General features: G+C 33.5%; 15 protein-coding genes. 12 read left to right on the forward strand and 3 right to left on the reverse strand.

Going from position 1 to position 12,679, the window contains the following annotated elements; all coding sequences use genetic code 11:
* Positions 1-194: 194 nt before the first annotated feature.
* Positions 195-830 (forward strand): sugar transferase, encoded by a 636-nt coding sequence (locus tag IV88_RS07970; RefSeq protein ID WP_057800376.1) that lies wholly within the window; start codon positions 195-197, stop codon positions 828-830.
* 230 nt (positions 831-1,060) lie between these two features.
* On the opposite strand, the gene IV88_RS07975 is transcribed toward IV88_RS07970, so the two are convergent.
* Complete coding sequence (locus tag IV88_RS07975) at positions 1,061-1,564, reverse strand: VanZ family protein (RefSeq protein ID WP_057800377.1); 504 nt, start codon at positions 1,562-1,564, stop codon at positions 1,061-1,063.
* A 5-nt stretch (positions 1,565-1,569) separates the two neighbouring features.
* Positions 1,570-2,898: an APC family permease gene (locus tag IV88_RS07980; protein WP_057800378.1), complete on the reverse strand. Its 1,329-nt coding sequence runs from the start codon at positions 2,896-2,898 to the stop codon at positions 1,570-1,572.
* 76 nt (positions 2,899-2,974) lie between these two features.
* Between IV88_RS07980 and IV88_RS07985 the strand changes: the two genes are divergently transcribed.
* On the forward strand, positions 2,975-3,760 hold the full coding sequence (locus tag IV88_RS07985; protein ID WP_057800379.1) for a GH25 family lysozyme: 786 nt from the start codon (positions 2,975-2,977) through the stop codon (positions 3,758-3,760).
* Positions 3,761-3,802: 42 nt separating this feature from the next.
* Here the strand turns inward: IV88_RS07985 and IV88_RS07990 are convergent, their stop codons facing one another.
* Positions 3,803-4,147, reverse strand: a complete 345-nt coding sequence (locus IV88_RS07990) for a DUF4828 domain-containing protein (protein ID WP_057800380.1) — start codon at positions 4,145-4,147, stop codon at positions 3,803-3,805.
* Positions 4,148-4,335: 188 nt separating this feature from the next.
* On the opposite strand from IV88_RS07990, the gene IV88_RS07995 reads away from it, so the two are divergent.
* The 10 genes from IV88_RS07995 to IV88_RS09475 all read left to right on the forward strand — a co-directional run bounded on the left by IV88_RS07995 (position 4,336) and on the right by IV88_RS09475 (position 12,607).
* Positions 4,336-5,334, forward strand: coding sequence for a Gfo/Idh/MocA family protein (locus tag IV88_RS07995; protein ID WP_057800381.1), 999 nt, complete (start codon positions 4,336-4,338; stop codon positions 5,332-5,334).
* 10 nt (positions 5,335-5,344) lie between these two features.
* The gene (locus IV88_RS08000) at positions 5,345-6,646 is read left to right on the forward strand and encodes a DEAD/DEAH box helicase (RefSeq protein WP_057800382.1); all 1,302 of its coding nucleotides are present in this window, start codon (positions 5,345-5,347) and stop codon (positions 6,644-6,646) included.
* Positions 6,647-6,740: 94 nt separating this feature from the next.
* Entirely contained in the window at positions 6,741-7,772 is a 1,032-nt protein-coding gene (locus IV88_RS08005) for an LCP family glycopolymer transferase (RefSeq protein WP_057800383.1), read from the forward strand.
* A gap of 61 nt (positions 7,773-7,833) precedes the next feature.
* Positions 7,834-8,082 (forward strand): hypothetical protein, encoded by a 249-nt coding sequence (locus IV88_RS08010; protein WP_057800384.1) that lies wholly within the window; start codon positions 7,834-7,836, stop codon positions 8,080-8,082.
* Between the two features lie 133 nt (positions 8,083-8,215).
* The gene (locus IV88_RS08015; protein ID WP_057800385.1) at positions 8,216-9,847 is read left to right on the forward strand and encodes a peptide ABC transporter substrate-binding protein; all 1,632 of its coding nucleotides are present in this window, start codon (positions 8,216-8,218) and stop codon (positions 9,845-9,847) included.
* A 205-nt stretch (positions 9,848-10,052) separates the two neighbouring features.
* Positions 10,053-10,280 carry a helix-turn-helix domain-containing protein gene (locus IV88_RS08020; RefSeq protein ID WP_057800386.1) on the forward strand — a complete coding sequence of 76 codons (228 nt, stop codon included), beginning with the start codon at positions 10,053-10,055 and terminating at the stop codon, positions 10,278-10,280.
* A gap of 308 nt (positions 10,281-10,588) precedes the next feature.
* Positions 10,589-10,852, forward strand: a complete 264-nt coding sequence (locus IV88_RS08025) for a glycosyltransferase (RefSeq protein ID WP_057800387.1) — start codon at positions 10,589-10,591, stop codon at positions 10,850-10,852.
* Positions 10,853-10,857: 5 nt separating this feature from the next.
* Complete coding sequence (locus tag IV88_RS08030) at positions 10,858-11,604, forward strand: glycosyltransferase (RefSeq protein ID WP_057800388.1); 747 nt, start codon at positions 10,858-10,860, stop codon at positions 11,602-11,604.
* Positions 11,605-11,678: 74 nt separating this feature from the next.
* The gene (locus tag IV88_RS08035; protein ID WP_083486872.1) at positions 11,679-12,197 is read left to right on the forward strand and encodes a hypothetical protein; all 519 of its coding nucleotides are present in this window, start codon (positions 11,679-11,681) and stop codon (positions 12,195-12,197) included.
* 305 nt (positions 12,198-12,502) lie between these two features.
* A complete protein-coding gene (locus tag IV88_RS09475; protein ID WP_236698617.1) occupies positions 12,503-12,607 on the forward strand; it encodes a hypothetical protein in 105 nt (34 codons plus the stop codon).
* The last annotated feature ends 72 nt before the right edge of the window (positions 12,608-12,679 follow it).

A 12,679-nucleotide genomic window follows, 5' to 3' on the forward strand; every position in this document is an offset into this window, starting at 1 on the left:
GCAGACGATAAATAATACATTAATTTAATTAGAACAATAAAGTTATTTTTTTATACTTTTTTCGATAAAAAAGTGTGCTTTTGTTAACTTTGCTCGAAACCAACTTATGGGGATGGCTTATCTGAATCTTATGACTCAATAGATAACTTTCGAGCGACTTTGTTGCAAATAACAGGTTACTGAAAGGTATAAATATGATTGATGTTGAAAAACTATCAAAAAGACACGTATATAGAATTATCAAGAGAATTTTTGATTTTATTGCGTCACTAATGGGACTAATAATATTATCGCCCATTTTTTTGATAGTAGCATTAGGGATAAAAATTGATGATTTTAGTGGTCCTATTTTTTACTCGCAAGAGAGAGTGGGAAGAAATGGCCACAAGTTCAAAATGATTAAGTTCAGATCCATGTTTAAAGATGCGGATCAGAAGAAGGATATTCTGATTAAGAGCAATGAAGTCGAAGGTGCGATGTTTAAAATTAAGGATGATCCTAGAATAACTAAATTTGGAAAGTTTATTAGGAAGCATAGCTTAGATGAATTACCTCAGCTTTACAATGTATTAATTGGTGACATGTCGCTTGTTGGGCCAAGACCCCCTCTTGCTAGAGAGGTCGTAAAGTACTCAGATTTTGATAAACAGAGATTACTCGTTCAACCTGGTTGTACTGGGCTGTGGCAAATCAGTGGGAGAAGTGACCTGAATTTTGATGAAATGGTAACACTAGACTTAAAATATATAAAAAAAAGCAGCATTAAATATGATTTATGGATAATAATGCATACATTTATCGTTTTTATTAAACCGAATGGTGCTTACTAGCAAGCGCAATATTAAATTAATTATGCATATAATAGAAATTCAAAAGTGTGTTGTACAGGTATTCGATTTATATGGTATATATCAGTTCAACTTAATGAAGACTGTAACAGTAGATGTAATGTAATTTCTACTGTGCGTCTTTTTTTTATAAACTGAATTACGTTAGATATAATTTGTATATTTTTGAAAGATAGGTATTTTTTGTAATAATTTTTTTATATAAAGTAGTTCTAGCTTGTTGGACTATTAACACCATATTTTGTCATAATATAACCAATAAGAACACCAAGTGAATTTGTACATACATCTGTTATATCTACTGTTCTATTAAGATTAAATAAAATATCAAATAAAAACTGTGTTCCTTCGTTGAAGAATCCAATCATTATTGCACACAGTATAACTGTAATAACATTTAACCAGTTTTTAAGATACAGGTGAATCATAATTCCGGCGGGAATGGTCATGGTGATGTTTAAAAATGTACTTGGATCAGTCAATCCACAAACTTTGTAAACAATTTTTGCATTTTTAAAGAAAAAGTGAGGCATATAATAATAATCGACACCAAAAGAAGAATTCGGATGGAGAATTAACCACCACACACAGTTAAGATAAATGAACGAAGCACAATATAAAAATATATTGTGCTTCGTTTTTTTTAATCCTAAGATAATTATAAATATCAATAAAGTTGAAAAAAAGAATATAACAAATGGAATATATCTGTTCATAATAATTAAGTTCCTCTATTTATTAACCGTTTAGTTAGAGTATAAACAGGCAGTCCGAGACAAGTTATTACTATACCAATCAGTACTAATAGTGGTTGTGCAATTACTGTAGTTGCTAGGATAAAGCAACCACCGATAGTGGCGATTATTGGTAATACCGGATATAACGGAACTTTATAAGGTCTAGGCAAACTCGGATTATTTCGTCTTAGTTTTATAACACCAATAAATAACAAGGTACTGAAAATCCACATAACAAAAACTAGCATATCAGTTAGTGTATCGAAACTACCTAGTAACATCATAACTATAGCAATGAATAATTGCAAAATACCAGAGTAATAAGGCACTGATGTTTTTAGAGAGATTTTCTTAAGATAGTGACTGAAAGGCAAAAGATTCTCTTTTGCGAGAGCGTAAGGTACTCGGATTCCGGTTAGTGTATAACCATTAATAGCACCATAAACAGAAATAAGAATTCCTAATGTTATTAATTTTCCACCAAATTTTCCAAAAATATGTGCTGCAGCAAGGGATGCAGCATTCGGATTTTTGGCAATTTCGTTTATTGGTAAGGTTTTTAAAATAACAAAGTTAATTAACAAATAAACAATTGTTATTGCTATTAGTCCAAATCCAATCACTTTTGGCAAATCTCTTTTAGGATTTTTTAGTTCACCTGCGATGTTTCCAATACCAAGCCAACCATCGAAAGCAAAAAGAGTTGCAAGAAGGCCACCACCAAAGCCGGTTAGTTGGGTACTACTAAGAAAATGATTTGGAGTGATATTAATGTCTATTGTACCTGTTGTTGAAAATCCAAATATGATAATTAATGCAATCGGAATTAGCTTTACAATTAAAGTAATGGACTGTAAGGTGCTACTAAATCGATTACCAATTATATTCATTACAGTGATCGAACTACCCGTTAATATAGCAGTAGGAATTAACCAAGAGTTGTTAAATTTAAAAAGATTAAGAACTTGAGTACTAAAAATCATTGATAGTGCAGCAATATTAGCTGGAAAGTATATAAGGGTTTGAGCCCAGCCTAAAAGAAAACCCGCCTTTTTACCGTATATCTTCTCTAAGTACTTAACTGCTCCACCTGTTTCAGGAATTGCAGCCGCCAGTTCAGCAACTGTTAATCCGCCACAAATAGTCAGTAATCCACCAATTAACCATGCCCAAAGTGTTAAACTAGCAGAGCGTGTACTTGCAGTGACTGTAGAAACTTTGAAGAATACTCCAGCACCAATAACAGTGCCCATTATAGTCGAAAACGCCGCAAAGGTGCCAATATTCTTTTCTAATTTAGGTTCGTTTTTCATAAAAATATTCTCATTTCTTAAATTATAATTCGATAATTTTACCAAATAGCGTACAATAACACCATGGAGGCTGACTATGGATAGTAATCATAATCAACGGGCGGGCAAAAGACCGCGTTTTAATTTAAAAATTATCAGACGAAAACGATTGATTGTTTTCGTCTTGGTATTGACCCTTGGTTTAATTGGTTACGCAAGTTATTGGGGTTATCAACAAAATCAAAAACAACAGGATCTGATGCTTAGTGACTATCCGATTCATGGAGTAACTATTAATCAGGATAATGAAACTATTGACTTCCAACAGTTACAGAATCAAAAGATATCATACGTGTATTTAAATGCTACTTCTGGTGCAACGTACTTTGACGATAGTTTTAATGGTAATTTTAATCGTGCTCAGGGAAGCAACCTAGCCATGGGTGCAATTCATACTTTTAGTTTTTCCAGTTCGGCCCGTCGTCAGTTTGAGTTCTTTCAGAAGAAAGTAGGCTCTAATAACGGTAACTTGCCAATATGTATTGATGTTAATTATTATGGTAAATACAAATCTAACAATGTTCATTGGAATAAACAAGGCGCTAACATAAAAAAACTAATGAGTTTATTTGCCAATTATTATGCTAGTCCGGTCATTGTGAGAACTAGCTTTAAAATATACCGGATTCTAGATGTCCATTATATAACAGAAAGCCACTTTTGGATTACAGACAAGATTGGTAAGGCTAAGCAAAAGAACATCGACTTTATTGATTTTGATGATAATAGATCTTTTAAAATCGATGGTTCTGAGATTCAATTAGATGAATCTTTCTATAATGGGAATTGGCAGTCATGGAATAAAAATTTAAATCACAATTAAAAAGAAATTTGAGTGTGCTTGAACAAGTACTCAAATTTCTTTTTAATTTGTTAAAGGATAAGTTTCATTATTTGCTTCATCAAAAATGCTAACTGGACGAAACTCATTGGTATTAATAACAAGTCTGTAACCATAGGTGTCTACAAAAGATAATTGGAAGTGATTGACTTTCTCTACCTGAGTTTTCAGAAGTTTTCCATCAAGAATTACGTTGAAATTAGGTTGAACTTCTAGCTCATGGGTCCGATCTGTTGACTTATCATAATAATGCCAAGTTCCGGCAAAAAAGAATGGGCTAACTTTGTTGTCATCCTCTTGCTGTTTTTTGTTATGCGATGAGCGAGTAAAGGAAAATAATTCACTCAATGTTGAACGTTGCCATTTCACTAGAGAATTCTCCCTTCCTAAATAACTTTGTTGCTTTAAATATAGCATTAAAAAGTGTGCACATGTTAGTGATTTACTTGTTGTTTATAGATATGTTAATTAATTTCAATAATGTGAAATATTCCCGTAACAACGGTAAGACTGTTAAAATAGAAGATGGATATAAAAATTAGTTGGAGGGATTAATAATGATTAAATTCGGTATTATTGGAACTAATTGGATTACGCAACAATTTGTTAGTGCGGCTCATGAGAGTGGCGAATGGAAACTCAATTCGGTTTATTCACGTTCACTTGAAAAAGCTCAATCATTTGGCGAAAAAAATCAAGCTAGTGAATATTTTGAAGATTTAAGTGATTTCTTCTCCAAAGGTGATTTCTCGGCCGTTTATATTGCATCACCTAATAGTTTACACTTTGAACAAGCAAAAATGGCTATTGAGAGTGATAAAGCTGCAGTAGTAGAGAAATCAATTGTAGAAAATCCAGAGCAATTTGAACAATTATTAGAGCTTTTAAAAAAGCATCCCAAGGCCAAATTATTTGAGGCTGCTCGTCACTTACATGAGGCTAATTTCAACGCTGTGCAACAAAAGATCTCTGAAATGAAACTTATTCAAGGAGCGACGCTAACTTACATGAAATATTCTAGTCGCTATGATGCTGTTTTAGATGGACAAGAGCCAAATATCTTTTCACTTAATTTTGCGGGTGGAGCATTACAAGACTTAGGAGTCTATGTTGCATACGATGCAGTTAGCTGGTTCGGAATGCCTGAAGAAGTTGCTTACTTCCCAAGCAAAATTAGAACAGGCGTTGATGGTAGTGGGCTTGCTATTTTGCGTTATCCTGAATTTGATGTGACGTTAAATATTGGTAAGAATAAAAACTCGTATTTGCCTTCAGAAGTCTATGGCCTTAAAGATACTATTTTAATGGATAATGCGGCTGAATTTGGCAAAGTTGATTACATTGATGCAGATGGTAATAATCATAGCTTAGGCGGGAAGCCAGATGCTAATCCGATGTTATCAGAAGCTAAAGATTTTGCTCGGATTATCAACAGCCCTGAAGATCATGAGAATAATAAAGACTATCAAAAGTGGTTGGAAGTCAGTCAGAATGTTAACAAATTACTTTTTAACCTTCGTCAAAATGGTAAAATATACTTTACTGATGAAAAATGAGGATTAATTAATGAATGAAATTTTTGAACAACACTTTAATGAAAAGGGATTTAAAGCGCGAACTTTAATCCAAAAACAAACCTTCGACTTGTTACTTGATGGGCAATCGGTGATAGGACTATCGCCAACGGGATCTGGGAAGACATTGGCATTTGCTTTACCATTATTAGAAAAAATTATTCCCGGGGATGGTATTCAGTTATTGGTACTTTCTCCTTCGCAAGAGTTAGCGGTACAAACTACGGATGTATTTCGTGAGTGGGCTTCTTTGCTAAAGTTGAAAGTTAGTTCGGTTACTGGTGGAGCTAATTTACAGCGTCAAATTGAACGATTAAAAAAGAAACCGGAGATTATTGTTGGAACTCCTGGGCGGGTGTTAACGCTTGTCAATGAAGGTCGGCTTAAAACCTCGGAAATAAATACTTTAGTAGTTGATGAGGCGGATGAACTACTCGTTGGCGAAACACTGGGTGATATCAGACAAATTGAAGATCAGCTTCCTGGTTCCTTGCAGTATGGCTTCTTTTCTGCAACCAGTGCAGACTCGTTGTTTCAAATTTCAAACTGGTTTGGGATTGATCCAGTCACTGTCGATGTTAGAGCAGACGATCATACTCAAGGTATGGTAAAACACGGTTGGATGGTAACTTCTGATGCTAGCAAACTAAAACTCTTACGTAAGTTAAGCCACCTTAAACATTTTCAAGCTTTGGTATTTTTTAATCATGTATCAACGCTTGAAAAGGTTGCGGCTACTTTAAAACATGAAGGAGTTCACGCTGGTAAGATTGCTGGACACCAAGTTCAGACAGACCGGGCGACAGCACTACGTGATTTCAGAAAAGGTAAGTTGGATTTATTGTTGGTAACTGAAGTTGCTGCTAGAGGACTGGATATTCAAAAATTGCCAGCGGTTATTAATTATGATGTTCCAGAAAAGGCTATTAACTACACTCACCGGGTGGGTAGAACCGGCCGGATGGGTGAAAGTGGATTTGTGATTAACTTTGGTAATGATCATGATATTCGCGATGTCAAAAAAATCGGACGATCATTAAATCTTGAAATGAACAGTTTGGTGATTATGAATGATGAAGTTATGACCAGCGAAGAGGCTAAAGATGTTCAGCCAATTAAAAAAACTGCAGTTAAAAATGATAATGACCGCCAATCTACTAGACCAAAGGCTCGTGCTAAGATAAAAAAAACGAATGTACAAAAAGATAGTGATATAAGAGAAACGCCCCTGAAGAAGAAAAAACACTCTAAAAAGCATTCTAAACGTAAAGGTATGAGACAGAAAAAGTCGTAATTAATATGTTTAAGATTTTTTTATCACTTAAAAAAATACTCGATTTAGTAATCTTTAAGTGTAAAATGAATAATGAAAACTAGGGGGAAATAGCATGAGACGTGAAGATGTAGTTAAGAAGCACCATCTAATTCGGAATACGATTTTAGTTGTACTAGGTGTTTTGATTATCAGTGGAGTAGTTTATGGCGCACGTAAGTACTTGGCATTAAAGAACGCAGTTGGCGATGCATATCAGAGTGCCGGGATCAAGAAAGATCGGGATGTTAACAATCAAATGTCGAAGAAGCAACCGATTTCGATTCTTTTAATGGGAACTGATACAGGAGCCATGGGTAGAGACTACAAAGGTCGAACTGACAGTATGATGGTAGTTACTATTAACCCTAATAAGTCAAAAACAACAATAACTAGTATCCCACGTGATACAGGAGTTACTATTCCGGGGTATGAAAAGCAATCTCCTTCCAAAATAAATGCGGCGTATGCATTTGGAAAAGCAGGAACTAGTATGAAAACGGTTCAAGGATTGTTAAATATACCAATAGATTTCTATGCTATGGTCAACATGGGCGGTATGGAGAAAGTTGTAAATGAAATAGGTGGTATTGATTTAACACCAACCTTAAGTTTTCACTTTGAAGGATATACTTACACCAAAGGGCAGAAAACCCATATGAACGGTAGAAAGGCTTTGGAGTACTCTAGAATGCGTTATGATGATCCTCAAAATGATTATGGTCGCCAAACCAGACAGCGGGAAGTATTAATGTCTATTCTTCATAAGAGTGGTTCGGTTTCAGCTTTGTTAAATAAAGATTTTATCCAATCAATTTCAAATGAAACACAGACTGATTTATCTTTTGGTAATCTTGTTGATTTAGCCAAAGATTATCGTGGAGCTACAAAGAATGTTTCTGAAACACATCTACAAGGGCATGGTCAAACGGTTAATGGTCAATCTATGGAAATTATGCCTAAGGCTGAGTTACAACGTGTAACAGATTTTATTAGAAGTGGTTTGGACTTAGACCATTCGGAAACAGGAACGGCTGCAATTGGTGATAGTGCTGCAAATACATCTAATAATGCGGTGGAAAATGCTAATGTAAACGCTGGAAACTAAGTGCTTTACGTACCCACCTAAACAGCATATAATATTTAAGCGGCATGAAAGGGGTTCGAATATGAATAATAATAATAAAACAGAAGAAGAACCAGTTAAGAAAAAATTTGATATTGGTGATCGTGCGGTTGTTAAAGAAACCGCTCTTCTCCCAAGTGGATTTGAGGGAACGGTTGGGAAAGTTTACGAAAACTCAGTTCTTATTGAAATCGACGCTGACAGTGTAGCAGATTCGCGTTCAGAAGAATTACATGATCTCCATGGTCGTGTGATTGTTCGAATGGATGAAGCGGAGAAATTAAAAAAGTAGATTATTTTAAATCGATTAAACAATTACGTTTAGTCGATTTTTTGTTGACTTTAGATTAAAATACAGGTATATTATTATTAAATTTTAATTAGCAATTATTAATTTATATTTAATTTTACGAGGAGGAGTGCTAATGAAACTTAAAAGTTTAGTAGCGGGTGCAGCAATTGCAAGTTCAGTTTTATTATTAGCTGCCTGTGGTAACAAGTCAGCAAAAAATTTAGCTGATAAGCAAGAAATAAATTGGTCAGAGAAGGCAGAACTACCAACGATGGATCTGTCATTGGGAACTGATGAAATTAGTTTTACCACGTTGAATAATACTAATGAAGGTTTGGTTCGCTTAGGAAAAGATAATAAAGTTGAGCCAGGGGTTGCTAAGAAGACCGAAGTATCCAAAGACGGTAAAACCTATACTTTCCAACTACGGAAAGACGCAAAGTGGAGTAACGGTGATGATGTAACGGCTCAAGATTTTGTTTATTCATGGCAAAGAACTAATGATCCTAAGACAGGTGCTCAATATTCATACTTATTCAGTGGCGTAAAGAATGCGGATAAAATCCAAGCTAAGAAGGCACCAGTTTCATCGCTAGGAATCAAAGCTGATGGTAAATATAAGTTAACGGTTCAATTAGAAAAGCCAATTCCATACTTCAAGTTGTTACTTGGATTCCCATCATTCTTCCCACAAGATAAAAAAGTGGTTGATAAGTTTGGTTCAAAATATGGTACGGCTGCTAAATACCAAGTGTACAATGGTCCGTTTGAATTAAAGGGATGGACTGGAACTAATCTTAAGTGGTCTCTTGAAAAGAACAAAAACTATTGGGATAAAAAAGCTGTTAAGCTTGATAAAATTAACGATCAAGTTGTAAAGGATCCGCAAACAGGATTAAATCAGTTCCAAAGCAAACAACTGGATGAAACACTTTTAGTTGGAAATCAGGTTAAAAATCTTAAGACAAATAAGAGTTTTGTATTAAGAAAGCAAGCACGAAATGCTTATCTTGAATATAATCAAAAGAAAGTTAAGGAACTTAAAAATCTTAAAATTCGTCAGGCAATTTCATATGCAATCAATCGTAAACAGCTAACTAAGAATGTTTTAGCTGATGGATCTAGTGAACCAAGAGGATTTGTTACGGCTGGATTAGCCAAGAATCCTAAGACGGGTGTTGATTTTGCACAGGATTCATACACAAAAGAAGGAGTCTCTTACGACTTAGATAAGGCTAAAGAATTATGGAAAGAAGGCTTAAAGGAAACTGGTAAAAAGAATATTGAACTTAACTTACTAGTTGATGATGCTGATAATAACAAGCGAACTTCTGAATTTTTACAAGGAGCTTTAGAGAAATTACCCGGTCTTAAGATTAACATCGAAACAGTTCCATATAAGACACGTTTAGCTCGATCAGTTAAGGGACAATTTGATTTAGTTGTAACGCTTTGGGGTGCTGACTTTTCAGACCCAATTAGTGATGTTGGATTATTAACTTCTGGTAATTCATTCAATAATGGTCATTGGTCAAATAAGGAATATGACAAGTTGATTGATAAGGCAAACAATGCTGATGCTAATAGCTTGGAAAATCGTTGGAATGATATGGCTGAAGCTCAAAAAATATCAATGAAGGATCAAGCCGTTGCACCACTTTATGATGGAACGGTACCGCAATTAATGAATAAGAATATTAAAGGACTGGTTTATAATACCGCTGGTATTCCATACAACTTTAAAGAAGCATATGTAGCAAAATAGATATAAATAGATATAAAACAAAAATTCAAAATTTAGGCTGAATAAGTCTGGATTTTGAATTTTTTATTAAAGCTTCAATACAAAAACTTAATTCACAAGACATCCTTATTAAAATTTGGTATTATAAACAGCGTACTGGTTTATCCGGTACACTATTTCAAAACGAACCAGTTTTAATATTATGGGAGAAGAGGATTACCAGGTCATGGCAAAGAAATTGAGAATTGATTTGAATACTGATGAGTTAATTGGTAGTCGTGAAGCTAGTCTAATGTGGGGCAAGCAGAAGGATTATGTGCGCACAATTTATAATAAATATCCAAAGCGATTTCCAGAAGGAACAATTCGTAAGTTTGGTAAGCAGTTAATTGTTACTAAAGAAGGTATGGAAATTGTTACTGGTACTAAACTTGAAGACGTTAAAAAGAAATAAGATTAAGGAATTCATCTAATAATTATTATGTAAGACTTCATAAATTATTAGGTGGATTTTTTATTATTATCTTTCATAAAGTTGTAGTTCTAATTTAGATATGTTCTTCATTTTAGATATAATGAATGCAAAATGGAAAAGTTTGATCTTTTCACATAGTAAAAAACATATTAACTTTGCCAAAAAAGATGTAAAACATGATAAGATGTAGCAATAAGATATCTTTGAGTAGTATAGTTATGAAATTTTCTACTTTATGTACCGTAAATAGTGTTATTTAACTGAATTAGTCAAGGAGAGTACAGTTAATGTATATGAATTCTAAAACTGATAATTATGTCTTTAATATTACGAGCGGACAAATCAATACAGCCGGTTCAAAAGCAAAAATAGATATTACGAACATTCTAAAAAAAGAAAATTTTGAAAGTATTGATTTTAAGGTGCCATCAAATAAAATTATTAAGGTTTTGATGATCCCTTTTTTCTGGCGAATTAAATTAAAAAATATAAATAAGGGATGTATTGTTGTCCAGTATCCAATGTATAGTAACCTTTTTTTAAGTCTTTAATAAGTGTGTTCGCAAAAAAGAGCCTTAAAAAGGTAGTTATAATTCATGATTTAGAATCCCTGCGATATTTAAAAAACGATAGTAATTCTACTCGTATTGAGATTGAGCTATTAAATCAATTTGACTCCGTTATTGTTCACAATTTTGCAATGAAACAATGGTTATTGGAACATGGTGTAGTTAAGAAACTAGTGGTTTTAGATGTGTTTGATTATCTTGAAAATAATACACTGGCGGTTTCAAATTTCAATAAAAAAATTGTTTTTGCGGGTAATCTAGAAAAATCATCTTTGTTGTCTAAAGTTGATAATGAAATGAGTTTAAGTGTGATTGGCCCCAATCCTAGGTTGCATGATTATTCTAGTTCTATAAGTTACATTGGAGAGTATACACCTAATGACTTACCAAGCCATATGAAAGACTTTTCTTTTGGACTCGTATGGGACGGAGATTCAGTCACAACTTGTAATGGAGTATATGGTGAATATTTGCGATATAATAATTCGCATAAGCTGTCGCTCTACTTAAGTACTGGGATTCCAGTAGTCGTGTGGAAAGAATCAGCAACTGCTGAATTTGTTAATGAAAATAAGGTTGGAATTACTGTGGGTTCATTAACAGAAGCACAAAGTCTTATTGATAATATGACCGAAAGTGAATATTCTATTTTAAAAAATAATGCAATTAAGTTGAGTGAGAAATTAAAAACTGGATTTTTTACAACTAATGCTATAAGGGAAGCACTAAAGTAGAATTATTAGTATGGTTAAGCGAGGTGGAATTAAATGGATTTTGTTGTCACGTGGGTAGACGAAAGCGATCCGAAATGGTTAAGCAAAAAAATAAATATTCTTCAGCGGATACAAAGCTCAATGACAGTGATCGTTTTCGAGATTTTGGTATTTTTAGATATTGGTTCAGATCGGTTGAAAAATATGCACCGTGGGTAGGTAAAATCTATTTAGTAACAGAAGGTCATTTGCCAGATTGGATAAATTTAAATAATGAAAGATTAGTTCATGTTAGGCATCAAGATTATATACCTGAAAAGTATCTACCTACCTTTAATTCTAATGTTATTGAATTGAACCTACATAGAATAAAAGATTTGTCGGAAAGCTTTGTACTTTTTAATGATGATCTGTTTTTTAATGCGCCTGTAAAGAGTATTGATTTTTTCGAAAGTGATAAGGCAAAAGATGTTAGCATTTATTCTCCTATACCACCTCATGATGAGTTTTCTATGATTGTATATAATGACGTAAGGATCATTAATAAATATTTTTCGAAAAAAATGATTTTAAAGAAAACTGGCGTAACTTTTTTTCATTCAAATATGGTCTGAAACAATTTAGAACAATTTTTAGTTTTCTTTGGAAGGATATTGTTGGATACTATAATCAACATATTACATCAGCTTTAAAAAAAGAAACTTTTAGAAATGTGTGGTCTTTGGAGGAATAATACTTAGATACAGTTTGTCAAAATAGATTTAGAAAGATGACTGATGTAAGTCAATGGCTATTCAGATATTGACAAATTGAAGATGGTAACACAATTCCTTTAAGTACTAAATTTGGTACGTACACCACTGTTAGTGAACTTAGTAAAATAAAAAAGTGTCTCGAAAGTAAGACTAAAGTTTTATGCATTAATGATGTTAAGTTAAAGAACGTTGATCTTGAGGATACAAAAAGACAACTTGATACACTACTACAATCTAAGTTTCCAAATAAGAGTTCTTTTGAAAAATAAAGTGACCTTTTTTATTAAAGTTACTTTTATTATGTCTTTAGACCAAGTTGAGTGCGCGAAAGCGTGCGAAAC

It is taken from the genome of Pediococcus argentinicus, assembly GCF_001437605.1.
Taxonomy (GTDB): domain Bacteria; phylum Bacillota; class Bacilli; order Lactobacillales; family Lactobacillaceae; genus Pediococcus; species Pediococcus argentinicus.